Origin of the sequence: Erwinia phyllosphaerae, assembly GCF_019132875.1 — a bacterium.
Taxonomy (GTDB): Bacteria; Pseudomonadota; Gammaproteobacteria; order Enterobacterales; family Enterobacteriaceae; genus Erwinia; species Erwinia phyllosphaerae.
The window spans coordinates 549,702-567,711 of record NZ_JAHSPF010000001.1 but is presented as its reverse complement, the minus strand read 5'-3'; the positions used below and the strand labels follow the sequence as shown (position 1 = coordinate 567,711).

The 18,010-nt window shown below is 54.6% G+C and carries 16 protein-coding genes; 6 read left to right on the top strand and 10 right to left on the bottom strand.

The window, feature by feature from the left end; genetic code table 11:
- Position 1 precedes the first annotated feature (1 nt).
- A complete protein-coding gene (locus KUE00_RS02475; protein WP_246757901.1) occupies positions 2-1,489 on the top strand; it encodes an efflux transporter outer membrane subunit in 1,488 nt (495 codons plus the stop codon).
- Positions 1,490-1,494: 5 nt separating this feature from the next.
- Here KUE00_RS02475 and radD read toward each other — a convergent pair whose 3' ends face one another.
- A complete protein-coding gene (gene radD / locus KUE00_RS02470; protein WP_246757900.1) occupies positions 1,495-3,246 on the bottom strand; it encodes a DNA repair helicase RadD in 1,752 nt (583 codons plus the stop codon).
- Positions 3,247-3,412: 166 nt separating this feature from the next.
- Here radD and rsuA point away from each other — a divergent pair, with 166 nt between their 5' ends.
- From rsuA to KUE00_RS02455, 3 genes are all read left to right on the top strand, one after another.
- Positions 3,413-4,126, top strand: a complete 714-nt coding sequence (rsuA, locus tag KUE00_RS02465) for a 16S rRNA pseudouridine(516) synthase RsuA (RefSeq protein WP_246757899.1) — start codon at positions 3,413-3,415, stop codon at positions 4,124-4,126.
- Between the two features lie 10 nt (positions 4,127-4,136).
- Positions 4,137-5,336 carry a Bcr/CflA family multidrug efflux MFS transporter gene (locus KUE00_RS02460; protein WP_246757898.1) on the top strand — a complete coding sequence of 400 codons (1,200 nt, stop codon included), beginning with the start codon at positions 4,137-4,139 and terminating at the stop codon, positions 5,334-5,336.
- Positions 5,337-5,593: 257 nt separating this feature from the next.
- On the top strand, positions 5,594-5,926 hold the full coding sequence (locus KUE00_RS02455) for a YejG family protein (protein ID WP_246757897.1): 333 nt from the start codon (positions 5,594-5,596) through the stop codon (positions 5,924-5,926).
- A gap of 64 nt (positions 5,927-5,990) precedes the next feature.
- Here the strand turns inward: KUE00_RS02455 and yejF are convergent, their stop codons facing one another.
- The 8 genes from yejF to KUE00_RS02415 form a co-directional block, all read right to left on the bottom strand.
- Positions 5,991-7,574, bottom strand: a complete 1,584-nt coding sequence (yejF, locus tag KUE00_RS02450) for a microcin C ABC transporter ATP-binding protein YejF (protein WP_246757896.1) — start codon at positions 7,572-7,574, stop codon at positions 5,991-5,993.
- Positions 7,574-8,599 carry a microcin C ABC transporter permease gene (locus KUE00_RS02445; RefSeq protein WP_246757895.1) on the bottom strand — a complete coding sequence of 342 codons (1,026 nt, stop codon included), beginning with the start codon at positions 8,597-8,599 and terminating at the stop codon, positions 7,574-7,576. Before KUE00_RS02445 ends, yejF begins: the two co-directional genes overlap by 1 nt.
- The gene (locus KUE00_RS02440) at positions 8,599-9,690 is read right to left on the bottom strand and encodes a microcin C ABC transporter permease YejB (RefSeq protein ID WP_246757894.1); all 1,092 of its coding nucleotides are present in this window, start codon (positions 9,688-9,690) and stop codon (positions 8,599-8,601) included. Before KUE00_RS02440 ends, KUE00_RS02445 begins: the two co-directional genes overlap by 1 nt.
- Positions 9,691-9,701: 11 nt before the next feature.
- Positions 9,702-11,510: an extracellular solute-binding protein gene (locus KUE00_RS02435; protein ID WP_246757893.1), complete on the bottom strand. Its 1,809-nt coding sequence runs from the start codon at positions 11,508-11,510 to the stop codon at positions 9,702-9,704.
- 107 nt (positions 11,511-11,617) lie between these two features.
- Complete coding sequence (locus tag KUE00_RS02430; protein WP_246757892.1) at positions 11,618-13,189, bottom strand: cyclic di-GMP phosphodiesterase; 1,572 nt, start codon at positions 13,187-13,189, stop codon at positions 11,618-11,620.
- A 324-nt stretch (positions 13,190-13,513) separates the two neighbouring features.
- Complete coding sequence (mepS, locus tag KUE00_RS02425) at positions 13,514-14,089, bottom strand: bifunctional murein DD-endopeptidase/murein LD-carboxypeptidase (RefSeq protein ID WP_246757891.1); 576 nt, start codon at positions 14,087-14,089, stop codon at positions 13,514-13,516.
- A gap of 520 nt (positions 14,090-14,609) precedes the next feature.
- Complete coding sequence (locus KUE00_RS02420) at positions 14,610-15,314, bottom strand: phosphatase PAP2 family protein (RefSeq protein ID WP_246757890.1); 705 nt, start codon at positions 15,312-15,314, stop codon at positions 14,610-14,612.
- Positions 15,315-15,353: 39 nt separating this feature from the next.
- Positions 15,354-16,334 (bottom strand): CobW family GTP-binding protein, encoded by a 981-nt coding sequence (locus KUE00_RS02415; RefSeq protein ID WP_246757889.1) that lies wholly within the window; start codon positions 16,332-16,334, stop codon positions 15,354-15,356.
- A 97-nt stretch (positions 16,335-16,431) separates the two neighbouring features.
- On the opposite strand from KUE00_RS02415, the gene KUE00_RS02410 reads away from it, so the two are divergent.
- Complete coding sequence (locus KUE00_RS02410) at positions 16,432-16,725, top strand: hypothetical protein (RefSeq protein ID WP_246757888.1); 294 nt, start codon at positions 16,432-16,434, stop codon at positions 16,723-16,725.
- Between the two features lie 57 nt (positions 16,726-16,782).
- Here the strand turns inward: KUE00_RS02410 and yeiP are convergent, their stop codons facing one another.
- Entirely contained in the window at positions 16,783-17,355 is a 573-nt protein-coding gene (yeiP, locus tag KUE00_RS02405; RefSeq protein ID WP_246757887.1) for an elongation factor P-like protein YeiP, read from the bottom strand.
- A 170-nt stretch (positions 17,356-17,525) separates the two neighbouring features.
- Here yeiP and KUE00_RS02400 point away from each other — a divergent pair, with 170 nt between their 5' ends.
- Positions 17,526-17,780 (top strand): YkgJ family cysteine cluster protein, encoded by a 255-nt coding sequence (locus KUE00_RS02400; RefSeq protein ID WP_246757886.1) that lies wholly within the window; start codon positions 17,526-17,528, stop codon positions 17,778-17,780.
- Positions 17,781-18,010 lie beyond the last annotated feature (230 nt).

Sequence of the window (18,010 nt, the reverse complement as noted above, 5' to 3'; positions counted from 1 at the left end):
GATGAATAACCCTCTTTCCTTTTTTAATCGTCATTCATTATCCGCCGTGGCGATGGTGCTGACGATGTCCCTTATCAGTGGTTGTACCGTCGGCCCTGATTTTAAAAAGCCTGCACAGACCGCGCCCGCTGACTGGACAAGCTGGCGCAGCGCTGATGCGGCCTTACTCAATGTGCCTGGCTCTGGCGCTATCCTCGATAAGCAGTGGTGGCTGCGCTATGACGATCCCGTTTTGAATGCGCTGGTCGAAAAAGCCGTAACCGCCAGCCCGGATCTGCGTAGCGCAACCTTGAGGTTTGCCAGCGCCCGTGTGCAGCAGCGCATTACCACATCACAGCAGACGCCTTCTATCAATGCCACAGCCAGCGCGACTCGTACTCAGCAAAGCGAAAACAGCCCTTCGACCAGAGCGCTGAAAGAGGTAGTGCCGGACTCCAGCGAGTTGAGCAAACTGATGGCCGATCCCTATAACTGGTATCAGGGCGGGCTGGATTTCTCGTGGGAGATTGACCTGTGGGGCCACGTACGCCGGGCTGTTGAAGCGGCAAAAGCGGATACCGCGCAGCAGCAGGCGCTGCTGGAATACGCCAGGCGGAGCATTGTTGGCGATGTCGTTAACAGCTACTGGAACCTGCGCGGCATACAGCAGCAGATCGCGCTGGCACAAGAGGATATTAAAGCCATTGATGAGCGTATGTCGCTGATTGCAGCCCGTGCTGAGGGAGGTCAGGTTGACGATACCGATCTGGAAAGAGAGCGCGGCGAACTGGCCGCGACGCGGGCAAACCTTATTGATTTGCAAATGCAGGAGGGCGTAGCAACGAACCAGCTGCTTTTGCTGCTGGATGAACATCCCGGCTCGCTGAAAACGATGTTGCAGTTTAAACCAGACGGCTTACCGCTAAACAAGCTGCCGCCGTTGCAGTTAGGTATTCCCTCTGAGGTGGCTTTAAACCGGCCGGACATCCGCGCTGCCGAAGCAAAACTGCATGCGGCCACGGCAAGGATCGGCGTGGCTGAAGCAGAGCTTTATCCCGGCATCACGCTGGGTGCAAAGATCGGCATGGATACCTATAGCGCCAACACCTTTACCGAATGGGGTAGCCGTAGCTGGTCGGTCGGGCCGAGTCTTACTCTGCCACTGTTTGACCGGGGACGGCGCAAGGCAACGGTCGTACTGCGCGAAACAGATCTGCAGCAGGCTGCCGTCGATTATCATAAAACGGTGCTGAAAGCCTGGCAGGAAATCGACGATGCCCTCAGTCGTTATGCAGCCGCACAGCAAAAACTTGCGGAACAGCAGAGGCGGGCAGAAAGCGCCGCAAAAGCGTTAACCTTAATTGAGGCACGCTACAATGGCGGCGTTATCAATTTCATCAACGTGCTTGACGCGCAGCGCAGCGATATTCAGGCCAGACAGGCGCTGGCCATGAGCAAACGGGATGTCAGAACAGCCTGGGCCGCGGTAAACCGTGCCGTGGGGCAGTAACCCTTTTAAAGCTCGTTAGCGCGACGATAGCGGCCCTGATAGTCGAAAACTTTCTCGCGTATCTGCCAGAAATGCCGCTGTTTGCGCGCCACCACAAAATCGGGGTGGCGCAGCAGCGGCTGCATAGCGACAATGTCCGCCGCGTTTTCCCAACCCAGCGGCACGCCAGGCGCGCGCTGGTGAGGGCGCATAAACAGCTGCTCGAAAGCTTTACGCTGCGCTGGCGTACTCAGACGAAAGCGCTCGCTAACTTCCGTCGCGTCCTCATCGAAATAGCGCGCTTTCAGCCATTCGCCTTTATCATCTTTGCCGTTTTCCAGCACCATCCCGGCACAGCGCAGTACCAGCGCATCTTTCAGCTTGAGCGCCGCTTTTAACATATCGTCAGGATCGACCAGCACCGCGTCGCAGTGATGACAGCGGCGGGCGGCAATATCGTTTTCGGCATTGCAGTGTGGACAGCTTTTAAAACGAAAGCGGAAGTCGCACTGTTCCCGCTCGCCGTCGTCATCCTCCAGCACGCCCTGACAGCGGCGGCCAAAATGCTCGATAATCGTGCCGTCAGCGGTGGTTTTACCCCAGAAGGTATTGGCAAAGCCGCAGGCCGGACAGAAAACCTGCACCGGTTTGTTGTCGCTTTTGCCTTTGGGCGCGCCTACTTCCGGCGTGAAAATATCGTGCGGGTTGCCTGCGTAATCCAGAATCAGACAGTCGGTTTTTCCGGGACACAGGCGCAGCCCGCGCCCGACAATCTGCTGATACAGGCTAACGGATTCCGTCGGACGCAAAATGGCAATTAAATCGACGTGCGGCGCGTCAAAACCCGTGGTCAGTACGGCGACGTTAACCATATAGCGCAGCTCGCGCGCTTTAAAAGCGTTAATCAGCGCGTCGCGTTCTGCGGCTGGCGTACCGGCGCTGATCAGCGCTTTACTGCCCGGCAACAGCTTCAGCACTTCTTTGGCGTGTTCTACCGTGGCGGCAAAAATCATCACGCCCTGACGGTCCTGGGCAAACTCAACGATCTGTTGAATAATATGCGGGGTAATGCGCTGCTGCTGCTTTAGCTCAAGGTTGAGATCCGCTTCGCTAAACAGGCCGTTTTCCCTGGCCGTCAGGCGGCTGAAATCATACTGTACTACCGGCATATCCAGCCTTTCCGGCGGCACCAGAAAGCCGTGTTTGATCATATAGCGCAGCGGCAGTTCATAGATGCAGTCGCGAAACAGCGCGCGCTCGTCGCCGCGTACCATGCCGTGGTAGTGAAACTGATAGATCCAGCCTTTGCCCAGCCGGTAGGGCGTGGCGGTCAGGCCCAGCAGGCGCAGCTGGGGATTACGCTGCCGCAAATGATTCAGGATTTGCTGATACTGGCTGTCTTCGGCATCGCCAATGCGGTGGCACTCGTCGACAATCAGCAGCGAAAACTCGCTGTCAAACTGCGCCAGGTTGCGCGCCACCGACTGCACGCTGCCAAACACCACTTTGCTGCGGCTCTCTTTTTTTTGCAGACCGGCGGCAAATATATCGGCCTGCAGGCCATAGGCCTGATATTTACTGTGGTTTTGCGCCACCAGCTCTTTGACGTGCGCCAGCACCAGCACGCGCCCGCGCGCCACTCTTGCCAGTTCGGCAATCACCAGGCTTTTACCCGCGCCAGTGGGCAGAACAATCACGGCTGGCTGGTGGGAACGGCGGAAGTAGCTGAGCGTGGCGTCAACCGCTTCCTGCTGATAGGGGCGAAGTGTAAAGGACATGGCAAAATCCGCGAGCAAAGCCGCATTATGCCACGAAAGCACGATCCATGCGCGTGCGCCTCTGTGCCTGAGGCGCAACTCCCGATATACTCTCGCCGATACTCTCTTCAAACGTTCCTTTAAGGAACGACGAATTCATTTCATTCAAACAGGCAGTGCAGATTTAATGCGACTCGACAAATTTTTATCTCAGCAACTGGAAGTCAGCCGGGCGATTGCCGCTCGCGAGCTGCGCGCGCGTAAAGTAACGGTAGACGGCGAAGTGGTACGCGACGGCTCTTTTAAGCTTGGCCCGGAAAGCGAAGTGGAATATGACGGCAATCTGCTGCAGCTGCAGCTCGGCCCGCGCTATTTTATGCTGAACAAGCCGCAGGGCTACGTCTGCTCAACGGACGATCCGGATCACCCGACGGTGCTCTACTTTCTGGCAGAACCCACCGCCTATAAGCTACACGCGGCCGGGCGGCTGGATATCGACACCACGGGCCTGGTGCTGATGACCGATGATGGCCAATGGTCGCATCGCATTACGTCGCCTCGCCACCATTGTGAAAAAACCTATCTGGTGACGCTGGAAAATCCGCTGGCGGACGACACGGCGCAGCAGTTTGCCGCTGGCGTGCAGCTGCATAATGAAAAAGATCTCACCAAACCCGCCACGCTGGAAGTCGTCAGCGAAAACCAGGTGCGTCTGACCATCAGCGAAGGGCGTTACCATCAGGTAAAACGTATGTTTGCTGCGGTAGGCAACCACGTGGTGGCGCTGCATCGTGAACGTATCGGCGAGATCGCGCTGGATGAGGATCTGGAGCCAGGCGAGTACCGCGCGCTGACGGCGGAAGAGATTGCCAGCGTTGGCCTGCCTGCTGAATTAAAATAAGGAATTTCGGGTGCGTAAGGAAAAAAACTCTTCGATGGGGCTGGTGGTTATCCTTGGGCTGCTGGCCATGTTGATGCCACTGTCGATTGATATGTATTTGCCTGCGCTCCCGCAAATTGCCCGCGAGTTTGGCGTGTCGGCCGGCAGCGTGCAGATGACGCTGAATATTTACATTCTGGGCTTCGCGCTGGGCCAGCTGGTTTATGGCCCGCTGGCCGACAGTTTTGGCCGCAAACCGGTCATCGGGGCCGGTACGCTGATTTTTGCCGTGGCGGCGGCGGCCTGCGCCATGTCGCAAACCATTGACCAGCTGATTGCCATGCGTTTGCTGCACGGCCTGTCGGCGGCGGCGGGCAGCGTGGTGATAAGCGCCTTAATGCGTGACAGCTACTCGAAAGAGGAGTTTTCGCGCATGATGTCCTTTGTGATGCTGGTCACCACCATTGCGCCGCTGATGGCACCGATAGTCGGCGGCTGGCTGCTGCTGCTGTGGAGCTGGCACGCCATTTTCTGGACGATTTCGCTGGCCGCCGTGGTAACCACGGTGCTGGTGGTAACGCAAATTAAAGAGACGCTACCGCACGACAAGCGGCAAAAGTTTAATATGCGCACCACGCTGCGTAACTTTCTGTCGCTGTTTCGCCACAAGCGCGTGTTCAGCTACATGCTGGCCAGCGGTTTTTCCTTCGCCGGTCTGTTCTCTTTTCTGAACGTCGGGCCTTTTGTCTATATTGAGCTGAACCATATTTCGCCGCAGGATTTCGGTTATTACTTTGCGCTGAACGTGGTTTTCCTGTTTCTGATGACGCTCATTAACAGCCGTTCAGTACGCCGTTTTGGCCCGCTGGCGATGTTTCGCTGTGGGCTGCTGATACAGTTCACAATGGGCGTCTGGCTGGTAGTGGTCAGCGCGTTGAACCTTGGCTTTATGCCACTGGTGCTGGGCGTGGCCATGTTTATCGGCTGCGTTGCTATGGTTTCCTCAAACGCGATGGCGGTGATTCTGGAAGAGTTTCCGCATATGGCCGGAACAGCTTCTTCGCTGGCGGGCACGCTGCGTTTTGGCGTCGGCGCGTTGGTTGGGGCGCTACTTTCCACCTTCACCTTCAACAGCGCCTGGCCGATGGTCGGCTCGATTTTTATCTGCGCCACGCTCTCAATCATGCTGTTTATCTACGCTACACGCCCGCGCAAAAACGCCGCTGCCTGACCTCTTCTGCTCAAAACCGGAAGGCTATTCTTTCCGGTTTTTTCCCATTAACGCGCTATAATGTTATGTCATTGTAAAAATAGCTTTGCTTAAAATTACTTTTATGCAACAAATGTGAGAGCGATCGCGTTGTCTGTGCGACGATAAGCCGATAAACATAAAAACGCCGGGTACCCCTATAACCTTCGTAGACGGGTAGGGGAAAGGCCACAAGGGCAGCCATGATGATAGCGTCAGATACGGTCTGGGGGGTAGGGGTGAACAGATTACAACATTCAGTGGTACATCGCTTACCACAACACTACCGCTGGGGCGCGGAAAACCGCCCCGAGCCGCACCTGCCTGGCAGTGCGGAAACAGAAAGCGATCTGGTGGGCCTGAGCCTGCTTAGCCATCAGGGCAGACAGGCCTGGGATATTATGCAGATGTTGAAGGAAGCGCTGGCAGAGATTCAGCTCGACTGCTCCGTTGTGGAATGGGAAGGCGAGCCATGCCTTTTTGTTGCACGTAACGACGAGTGCACCACTACCTGCCGCCTGAAAAACTTTGGCGTTGGCATCGCCGAAACCTTTAATAATATACCCGCCTGAGCCTGAGCCTGAGCCTGAGCCTGAGCCTGAGCCTGAGCCTGAGCCTGAGCCTGAGCCAGTCGGCTCAGGCAAGTGCAATCAGCTGCTGCGTGTAAGGTGCCTGCGGCGCGGTAAACACGGCTTCGCAGCTGCCTTGTTCTACCACCTCTCCCTGCTTTAACACCACTAGCTGGTGGCATAAAGATCGCACCACCCGCAAATCGTGGCTGATAAAGATATAGGCAAGGCGATGATCCTGCTGAAGTTTTTTCAGCAGGGCCAGGATCTGCTTCTGCACCGATCGATCCAGAGAGGAGGTCGGCTCGTCCAGTACGATCAGCTTTGGCTGCAAAATTAAGGCGCGGGCGATAGCGATACGCTGCCGCTGGCCGCCGGAAAATTCTGCGGGATAGCGATGGCGCGTAGCGGGATCGAGGCCAACCTCCTGCATAGCTTTGATCACCAGGGCTTCGCGCTGTTCCGCGCCCAGATCGGGCTGATGCACCTGTAATCCTTCGGCAATAATCTGCTGAACATCCAGCCTGGGGTTCAGCGCCGAATTAGGATCCTGAAACACGACCTGGATCTGGCGGCGTACCGGCAGCATTTTCCGGCGATCCCACTGATGCAGCGGCCGACCGTCGAACCAGATTTCACCTTCTGACGCGATAAGCCGCAGCAGTGCCAGCCCGGTGGTACTTTTGCCGGAGCCGGATTCGCCCACCAGCCCCAAACTTTCGCCAGGGCGAAGCTCAAAGCTCAGCGCACGCAGTGCCTGATGGCTATCAACTACGCGTCTGAGCAGGCCTTTCTTAATCGGAAAGGCAACGCTTAAGTTACTGACTCGCAGCAGCGGCGGCGCACTGTCGTCGGCCGGATCGGGGCTGCCTTCCGGCTCTGCATCCAGCAGCGTGCGGGTATAAGGATGCTCGGGCGCGCTGAACAGCTGGCGAGTGGTGTTGCTTTCTACCGCCTGGCCGTTGCGCATCACCAGCACGTTATCCGCCAGCTGCCGCACAATATTCAGGTTATGGGTAATAAACAGCAGGCCCATATTCATCTCTTGCTTCAGCTCTTTCAGCAACACCAGAATCTGCGCCTGCACGGTGACATCCAGCGCGGTCGTCGGCTCGTCGGCAATGAGCAGCTGAGGCTGCGTTAACAGCGCCATCGCAATCATCACCCTCTGGCGTTCACCGCCGGAAAGCTGATGAGGAAAATCGCCTAAGCGCTTTGCTGGCTGCCGGATGCCCACGCGATCCAGACAGCTGATAATTTCCGCTCTGGCCGCCACCGCACGCATGCCGCGGTGCAGGGCCAGTACCTCATACAGTTGCTTTTCGATACTGTGCAGCGGGTTTAGCGACACCATCGGTTCCTGAAAAATCATCGCCATCCGGTTGCCGCGCAGGCCGCGCAGCGTACGCTCATCGGCTTTCAGCACGTCCTGGCCTGCAAACAGGATTTCGCCCTGCGGATAGATTACCGGCGGCGAAGGCAGCAGGCGCATCATCGACAGCGCCGTCACGCTTTTACCCGAACCCGATTCGCCCACCAGCGCCAGCGTTTCGCCAGCATCCACACTCAGCGAAAGATTATCGACAACCTGACGATCGACGCCGGACTGGCGAAAAGCGATGCTTAAATTGTTGACGGTCAGCAGCGACATTAGTGCACCTTACTGGGATCGAAGGCGTCACGCACCGCCTCACCGATAAAAATCAACAGCGACAGCAAAATCGCCAGCGAGAAGAACGCGGCCATGCCCAGCCACGGGGCCTGAAGATTATTTTTGCCTTGCAGCAGCAGCTCGCCCAGCGAGGGCGAACCCAGCGGCAGGCCAAAGCCGAGGAAGTCCAGCGAGGTCAGCGTCGTGATCGACCCGCAGAGAATAAACGGCAGATAGGTCAGCGTCGCGACCATCGCGTTGGGTAAAATATGGCGCAGCATAATGGTTCTGTCGCCAACGCCCAGCGCCTGCGCGGCACGAATATAATCAAAATTGCGCGCGCGCAGAAATTCGGCGCGCACTACGCCAACCAGCTGCATCCAGCCAAACAGCACGCTGATAGCCAGCAGCCACCAGAAGCCGGGCTGGATCACGCTGGACAGCAGGATAATTAAAAACAGCGTCGGCATGCCGGACCAGACTTCGATAAAGCGCTGGCCCCATAAATCGACCCGGCCACCGTAGTAGCCCTGACAGGCACCGACTACGACGCCGACGATGCTGGAAATCAGCGTCAGCATCAGCCCAAACAGCAGCGAAATGCGCGTACCGTACAGGATGCGGGCCAGCACGTCGCCGCCGTTGGCATCGGTGCCCAGCCAGTTCACCGTTGAAGGGGGAGAAGGGAAGGGAACGCTGGAGGCAAAATTGATGGTGCCGTCGCCAAAGCGTACCGGTGCCCAGATAGCCCAGCCTTTTTGCTCAAGACGGGATTTGAGCCACGGATCCTGGTAATCCGCGGCGGTCGCCAGCTGGCCGCCAAAGTCGCTTTCGCTGTAGTTCACCAGCAGCGGAAAATAGAAGCGGTTTTCATAATGCACCAGCAGCGGTTTGTCGTTGGCCAGCAGTTCCGATCCTAAACAGAGCACGAACAGCACGGCAAAAATCCACAGCGACCAATAGCCACGGCGATTATGGCGAAATCGCTGCCAGCGCGCCTGGTTTACGGGGCTTAATCGGCTCATCAGCGTCCCTCAAAATCAATGCGCGGATCGACCAGCGTATAGGTGATGTCGCTGAGGATATTCAGCAGCAGGCCAATCAGGGTAAAGATATAAAGCGTGCCAAACATCACCGGATAATCACGCTGAATAGTGGAGTCATAGCCCAGCAGGCCCAGGCCATTTAAGGAAAACATCACCTCGATCAGCAGCGAACCGGTAAAAAACATGCTGATAAAGGTGGCCGGAAAACCAGCAATCACTAACAGCATGGCGTTACGAAAAACGTGCCGATAAAGAATTTTCTTCTCGTCCAGCCCCTTGGCGCGCGCCGTCACCACATACTGTTTACGAATCTCATCCAGAAACGAGTTTTTGGTCAGCATGGTTAAGGTGGCAAAACCGCCGATCACCGTCGCCAGCACGGGCAGCGTAATATGCCAGAGATAATCGGTGATTTTGTCGTACCACGGCAGCGTGTCGAACTGCGGGGAGACCAGGCCGCGCAGCGGAAACCAGTCCAGATAGCTGCCGCCAGCGAACAGCACAATCAGCAGCGTGGCGAACAGAAACGAGGGAATAGCGTAGCCGATAATAATTAGCGAGCTGCTCCAGATATCGAAAGCGCTACCGTTATGAATGGCTTTGCGGATGCCGAGCGGAATCGACACCAGATAAATGATCAGCGTGCTCCACAGCCCAAGCGAAACCGAAACCGGCAGGCTTTCTTTAATCAGCTGCACTACCGAGCTGCTGCGAAACAGGCTGTCGCCGAAGTCAAAGCGGACATAGTTCCACAGCATATCCAGATAGCGCTGATACATCGGCTTATCGAAACCGTAGCGCTTAGTGATTTCGGCTACCACTTCCGGATCCAGACCGCGCGACCCGCGATACTGGCTGTCGCCCGGCTGCGCGTTAAGCGTATTGCGCCCCTGGTGCTGCGGCGTATTGCCAGAGCCGGGCATGCCGGTGGACTGGCCAAATTCGATATTGGCCAGCGCCTGGTCGACCGGGCCGCCCGGCGCAATCTGCACAATAAAAAAGTTAATGGTAATGATCGCCCACAGCGTAGGGATCACCAGTAAAAGTCTGCGTAGCAGGTAAGCGCCCAAAACCTGACTCCTTAACGACGCTGGGCCGGCAAACGCGCGGCCTTGTTGACGTCATACCACCAGCTGTCAAAACCCAGCGAATAGGCTGGCCGCGCGGCAGGCATAGAAAATTTATCCCAGTAGGCGTAGCGATCGTTCGCGCTGTACCACATTGGGATCATGTAATAGTTCCATAGCAGCACTCGGTCGAGCGCGCGGCCCAGCGGCAGCAATGCCGTTTTATCGCCCTGGTGCTGATTGATTTGCTCAATCAGCTGGTCGAGCACCGGGCTGGAAACGTGCGGACGGTTATAGCTGGAATTCAGATAGGCGCTTGACCAGTAAATTTGTAGGTTAGTATCAGGATAAGGCATTGCCGGATAAGGCGATGTCAGCATATCGAAGTCGCTCTTACGCAGCCGCGCCAGATATTGAGAACTGTCTACCTGGCGAATCACCAGATTGATGCCCAGACGGGCCAGGTTGTGCTGAAAAGGCAGTACCCACTGGTCGCTGCCGCCGCTGCGTAGCAGCAGTTCAAAGGTAAAAGGCTTGCCGCTGGCCACGTTGACCAGCCGCTGATTTTTCAGCTCCCAGCCTGCCTGCTTCAGCAGGTCGGTGGCCTTAAGCAGGCTGGCGCGATCGTAGCCGCTGCCGTCGGTGTGGGAAGGCTGAAAGCGCTGTGAGAAAACGTCGTCGGGAATTTTGCCTTTAAACGGCGCCAGGATCTCCAGCTCTTTCGCATCCGGATAGCCGGTTGCCGCATAGTCGGTATTCTGGAAATAGCTCTGGGTTCGCTTGTAGGCACCGTAAAACAGCGCCTTATTCATCCATTCAAAATCGAACGCCAGCGACAGCGCTTCACGCACTCGCCGATCGGCAAACTGCGGTTTTTGAACGTTGAAAGCGAGCCAGCTGGTTGCCGTTGCCACGGTGTTTGGCTTTTCATCTTTCACAATATAATGATTTTCAAAGTTTTTACCGCGATACTGCGTGGCCCATTTTTTTGCCGAACCCTCGGCGCGGAAATCAAAAGACCCCGCTTTAAAAGCTTCAAACGCCACGTTGTCATCAAGATAATAGTCGTAACGCAGCGTATCGAAATTAAAACGCCCTTTGTTCACCGGCAGGTTGGCGGCCCAGTAATCCTTAACGCGCGACCAGGTAACGGACTGGCCCATCTTGTAAGCACTGATGCGGTAAGGCCCGCTGCCTAACGGCGGCTGTGCCAGGGGTTCACCAAGGTTATGATCTTTCCAGAACTTCTTTGGGAATACGGGCAGCGACAGCAGCGACAGCATCATGTCTTTATTACTGGCGGGCAGTTCAAGGCGTACCGTCAGCCGAGAGATAGCCTTTGCCGTTACGCCCTTATAAAACACGCGAAACTGCGGCACGCCTTCCGTCATAAATTTATGAAAGGTAAAGGCGACATCTTCTGCGGCGATCGGCGAGCCATCCTGGAAACGGGCCTGCGGGTTAAGCGTGATTTCTACCCAGCGGTAACTGTCCGGATAGCGAGCAAATTCGGCAATCAGCGGGTAATAGCTGCCCGCCTCATCGTCAGAATTGACAAACAGCGTGTCGTAAAGCGTATCCGTTCCCATGGCGGGATTGCCGCGTGAGGCGAAGCGGTTGAAATTATCAAAGGTACCGATAGCGGAAAGCGTAATGTTACCGCCTTTTGGCGCGGCCGGATTGACGTAATCATAATGCGTAAAGTTGACGGCATATTTCGGCTCGCCAAGCTGGGCAAAAGCATAGCTTTCATTAATATTCTCAGCTTGTGCCGCCGTCGCGGTTAAACAGAACAGTAGCAAACCAAAGCAGCGGAAAATCATGTCGTTAACCTACTCCAGACAAAATGCAGCGCCGTGCCCGGAGCAGCACGGCAAAAATAATGCGCCCAAACGGCTTTTTACGCTTTCAGGCAGCGTAGCGCAATCTTTTAACTCTCGACCGGGGCAGGGGGCCGCTGAAAATACTCAATCAGCTGCGCTACCGTGCGCGGTCGGCTGAACAAAAAACCCTGGAAATGACAGACGCCGCGATGGCGGAGCCAGCGGGCCTGCTCGCCCGTTTCCACCCCTTCCGCCACGGTATGCAGATTGAGTTTTTTAGCCAGCGCCAGTACGGCATCCAATACCGGGGAAGTAAACGACTCTCTGGCAATGTTCTTCACAAAGCCACGGTCAATTTTAAGATAGTCAAAGCGGAATTTTTCGAGATAGATCAGGGCACTGTGGCCGGTGCCAAAATCATCCAGCGCAATGCGGATATTTTTGCTGCGCAGCCAGTCAAAAATGTCCTGGGCGTTGCGCGTCTCCACCATGGTTCGTTCGGTAATCTCAAAAACGTAGCTGAAGTGATTTTGCGGCATCGCTTCCAGCCAGCGGGTAACGTCATGGTAAAACTCTTTATCGCTCAGATGCGCGGGTGAAAGATTGAGATTCAGGCCGGTTCCGGCTGGGATCTCATGGCGCAGCTCGTGGCAGTCGCGCGCCACCAGTTCAAACAGGTGGCGAGTTAGCGGCACGATCAAATTTTTATTTTCGGCATAGCGGATAAAGCTATCGGGAGGAATGGCACCCGCAACGGGATGCGTCCAGCGCAATAGCGCTTCCAGCCCGCAAACGTCGCCGCTGACCGCCGCGATGACCGGCTGATACTCGACGTGAAACTCGCCGCGCCGGATACCCTGTAAAATTTCCCGGCCTGGCCGCCAGTACTGCGTCATAACCAGCAGGCTACTGAAACCGCCCGTCAGGCCAAGCAGTAGACCCACCAGCAGGACAATATTGATATCGCCGACGGATAACCTGTCGCCGTAGATTGCCAGCTGGAAGGGATAGCCGGGCAGCATAATCGTTCTGAGCGGGTTGGCAGGCAGCGAATGGCTGCTAACAAAGCGCTGCTCCCAGCTGGTAATCGCTTTATCGCCGGTGATAATAGCCATGCCGTTTATTTCATGCTGTCCGGCGGTATAGAGCAGGTAGGGCGTAAGGTTAATACCCAGCGTTACCAGCACACCTTTTCCTGCTTCATCACCTTTTAGCCAGAGCTCCAGAGCCGGTTTTTCGGGGGCCAGCGGCGTGGCGGCCACCAGGCGAATATCAATCGCTTTTCGCGTATCCGTCTCGGGTGAAAGCCGGTGGATATCCTGCTGCATCTCATCGGTCGTAGAAGAACACCAGGCCTGATTATTATCTACCAGCCAGATAGTCTGGATATTTTCATTAACAGCGGTATGGCGGGTCAGCGTGTCTTTAACTGCGTCGCAGGAAAGATGGGGCAACGTTTGCAGCGGCAAGAGGTTTTGTTTTAGCTCATCAAACAGGTTCTGGACATAGTCCTGACTTCTTTTAGCCAGCTTGTCGTGATTATTAGCGCGGTGCTGGGCAACAAGCAGCAGAGCGATAAGGGCAGATAACAGAAAAAAGAGTAAGCCAAGGGTCGCACTGAAGCAGGCAATCTTGCGAGGATTGAGAAGGGGCCGCGTAAGGCTTGATGAGAGTGGCATGGGGTTTGTCTCCCGTGAGTGCCCGTTTAGTTATTGCGCTGTCCTGCACAACAGACGCCCGTTTCAATATGGCAGGATATACCGGGAAAGCGTCATTTGTCTTCATATTATTATGATTAGGTTCGGTTTTTTAATAGTTTGTTTCTGCACAGGCGGTTATGCGCCCTGTTAAGGGAAAGACGAATAATTTACCGACAGAGAATAAGCGAGTTTATTCTGCGCGAAAAAAGCCGCAGACAAAGAAAAACCCCGTACAGGACGGGGTTTGTCATAGCGAAAGGCAAGCGCCTTTCTTTCTCGTTTTGCACAGTCTTCAGGGATCGATCAGCTTTGCGTACGGCTCAGAACTCGTCGCGCTTCGCGGTAGCGATTTTTCCAGTAAACATCATTAAGGCTGGAAATCATCACGCCGCTGCTGGTGGATGCATGAACAAAGTTATCGTTGCCCAGGTAAATGCCGACGTGGCGACCGGTAGAACCGGCGCGAAACAGCACTAAATCACCCGGACGCAGCTTGTTACGCTGAATGCTTTTGCCGGTATCTTCCTGCTCATAGGTGGAGCGGGGCAGATCCAGGCCAAACTGTTCACGGAACGTGGTCTGAACAAAGGCGGAGCAATCAATGCCGCGTTTACTGGTACCGCCAAGACGGTAACGAACGCCCTTCCAGTCCGAATATTGATCCATCAGGCGGGATTTAATATCCACATTCTGAACCATCTGTTCGAATTCATCCTGAGACGCCTGAAGTAAAAAGCCGTTATGGCCATTAACTGCATGCGTATCAGTTTGTGCATTGTTACTGGTATTCGTCGAGCTACAGGCTGAAAGCAGCGTGGCCAGAGCCACTGCGGGTAACACCCGCCAGATATATCTCAGAATCGGTTGAGACTTGACCATTATGTTTGTGATCCCTTGAAGTCCTTAACGACAGAAGTCGCTAGCTATGCGAAACGGAACGAGATTAATTAGCGCACTAAGGTAAAATCCTTTCCCTGCATCTGAAATGTGCTCGAACGCACAATTTAAAATGTAAATAATGGAAATATTTTACGGCTTTGTCCTAATCGAAAATGAGATTACCCGATTAACCGCCGGCTGGCGAGGGGTTTTAACGACTTTTTTCCGGGTTTTTATTACGGGAAACAGTAAGATCGCAAGATGGCTACTTTATCGGCCAAAAGGGCAAAAACATGAGGGTTGAAATAGCACTACAGTATAAAAAATGGCCTTTTTTTTGCGATTCAGTTTAAACCTGCTGAACCTTTACCAAAGCCAGAGTATTTCGCTACCCCCTAAACATCACAATTTCTTTTGCTTTTCGTGGGATTTTGGGATGTAGATCTCAAAATAAAAGCCATGAAGCGCGCCATAATTTGGCGATCCATGGCTTTTTATTATGACCAAAGCTTATTATTTACTAAGCAGGCTTATATTTACCCGGCAAATGACGATATAAAGCATTGACCAGATAATCGCTGCCTGGCGTCATTAACCACCAGCTCATGCCCACCAGCACCACAGAAAGCGATCCTACCATTACATCTGTAAACCAGTGCGCGCCAATCATGATGCGCGGCGTGGCAAATATCAGCACAATGGCCAGCGCAATTAAAAAGGCCCGGCGGCCAAAATAACGCAGCATAAAGCAGGCAAAAATCATCAGCATCATGCCGTGATCGCCCGGGAAGCTATCGGAAGAAGCGTCTTTGGTTGGAATGCCGGTTAAGGTAGTGACGTGATTAACGTCCGGGAAGAACTTTGTTGGGCTGGGATGCGAGACCGGAATCAAATGGCCCAGCTGGTTCAGCACGACAGCCGTCAACAGCATAGCAATGCCGATAGCCAGCATGCGCCTGCGGCCCTGCGGCGTCTCCCGGCGCCAGAAGCTATAGTAGAGCGCGCCCATTGCCAGCAGTGAAACCGCATCAAAAGGACGGAAATTGGTGATAGCCACCAGCCACAGCAGCGCTTTATTGGTCACCAGCCGCTCGTTAAACCAGTAAAAAATGGTCTTATCCAGCGTAAACCAGAACCCATGGTGCGCAGGTAAATACCAGGAGAAAAACAATGCAAGGCCCAGCACGTTAAGCACCAGGATAGAAATTAAATTATTTGCGCGCATTTTATTAAAATTAGGTTAAGAAAAAAGTAACGGAGTAGATTATACAGCGTTAGTTAAACGAAGCTTCAACAAAGATGCCTGGAGCCTGTTCCAGTCAGCCTCTTCTTCATGAATGATTTCAATCCGGCTGTCCGGCGGCGTTGCCTGCCGCGTTTCAATGTTAAAATCTTCGCCCTGACGGTTAACACTCAGCAAACCTTCCGGAATACGCATGACGCCTTTAACCCGGCTAACCGGAGCCAGCCGCGCCCACTCAAGCAGGCCAACGGTATCGAACACGGTGTCGGCATCAAATACCCAGCCGCAGGAAAAGTAGCCCTGGCCCTGGTTAAGCGAACGCCGCCAGCGGGTGTTCTGGACAGGGGCAAGCGCCGCCAGCCGGGAAGCGGGTGCGGTATGATGATGGGCCGCCCGAGGCAACGCGCGCAGGTTAGTTCTGGGACGGCTCAGCAGCTCAACGGCAATTTCACCAAAGCGCGCAGGAATAATCGGACGCGCCGGGTCGTCCTGCAACTGCCAGAGCTGTAGGGCAGCAAGCGTCGCCTCATCCCAGCGATCTTCTTTATTGGCTACGATAATATCGGCTGCCGCCAGCTGGTCGCGGAAGTTTTCGTTTTCCACCACGCGAGCGTCATTTAACTGACGGGGATCGAGCAGACAAAGCGTGGCGTCCAGCGACAGCCACGGCTGATAAACTTCTGCGCCCAGCAAATCGAGGATCTGTTTAGGATGGCCCAGCCCGGTTGGTTCAATCAGCAGGCGATCGGGCCTGGCCTGCTTCAGCAGCATATTCAGACCAACCTGCATCGGCAGACCGTTAACGCAGCACATGCAGCCGCCGGGGATCTCTTTTAACACCGCGCCGCTTTCCGCCAGCAGCGCGCCATCAATACCCACTTCACCAAATTCATTGACCAGTACCGCCCATTTCTCGCCTTCTGGCTTTTGTGCCAGCAGATGCAGGAGCGTGGTGGTTTTACCGCTGCCCAGAAAACCAGTGATGAGATTGACCCGCGTCATATTTTTTTCCTTAAAACCAGGCTGATTACGCTGACAGGCCGCTAAAAATTAGCTGGCGGCTATGGTTAACAGGCTGAAGTTAATAAATGAGGTATGTATGAGCAATGTTAAATTTGCCCTTGCCCTGTTTCTGTCCGCATGGATAAGCCCTGTTCTGGCCGCCAGCGCAACCGGCACCGTTAGTTTTCAGGGCAGCCTGATGGGCGAAAGCTGCGGGATGTCGCTCAACCAGTCGCAGGTCAGCGCTTCTTGCTATCAAAACGGGCAGACGATCGTTCTGCCCGTTTCGCTGCGTTCAGGGAGTCAACCCCTGGCCGGCATCGGCACGACCAACGTTCGCTGGCTGGACAGCAGGCAGGCTAAAGGGATTGTTACGATTAACTATCGCTAGTTAAATTGTTATAACATAACAATTGTGGCGGTGCATCTGTTGACCGCCATCGGAAAACTATTCTGCGCGGCCCATATAGCGGCGCTCGGCGATATGAATGCGGATGCGTTCGCCGCTGCTGAGATATTCCGGCACCTGGATCACCAGACCCGTGCTCATCGTAGCGGGTTTGGTTCTGGCGCTGGCGGAAGCACCTTTAATACCGGGCGTGGTTTCGATAATTTCCATATCCAGCGTTTGCGGTAGCTCCAGCGCCAGGATCTGGCCATCCATCGTCAATACCTGAAGGCCAGGAATGCCGCCTTCGGGAATAAACAGCAGCTCTTCTTCAATCTGCTCCTGTTTAAAGACGTAAGGCGTGTAGTCTTCGTCATCCATAAAGACATACTCATCGCCGTCCTTATAAGAAAAGGTAACCTGACGACGGCTTAGCGAAATAGCGTCGATAATATCGTCGCCTTTAAAACGTTCTTCGACTTTCAGGCCGGTACGGATATCCGTAAAGCGCATTTTATACAGCGTGGAAGCGCCGCGTGCGCTGGGGCTTTGCACGTCAATATCTTTTACTAACAGCAGCTTACCGTTATAGCTGACGGCCATGCCTTTTTTAATTTCATTCGCTCTTGGCATTTTCTTATCTCAATAAAAGGGGCGGTGGAAATTCTCGCGACAACTTACTCTTGCCGACGGTTTCAGGCAAGTGCTTAACGGTGACGAAAAGCCAGCAGCGGCGCGCTCTGAAAGCATAGTATTCCCCGCACGCGCCTGCTATTGTCGCGCTTTCAGTATGAGGATAAGTAATGCAGTGTCGATCGAACTGTGGTGCCTGCTGTACCGCGCCCTCTATTTCTACCCCCATTCCCGGTATGCCGCATGGCAAGCCCGCCAACACGCCCTGTATTCAGCTGGACGAGCAGCAACGCTGCAAAATTTTCACCTCGCCGTTAAGACCAGCGGTTTGCGCCAGCCTTAAACCCGATGCTGACATGTGCAAAACCAACCGCGAAGAAGCGATAACGTGGTTACTGTTGCTGGAAGAGCAGACGGCACCTTAAAAGGCTTCAGCAAGTATCAGCATATCCCGCGAAGAAAAAGATTTTTTTCTGCAAAGAGAAGTGAAGTGTGCGTCGCTTCAAAAATCTGCTACGCCGTTAACGGTAATACTTGCAACATCGGGACAACAAAGCTCAAAATGATTGAAACGTTTCAGCGTTGCGCTGTCAGGCAGTTAGTCATGGGGAGCCGCTTTTTTCCCGGTGATAGCTGAAACGATTCAAATGAAGCA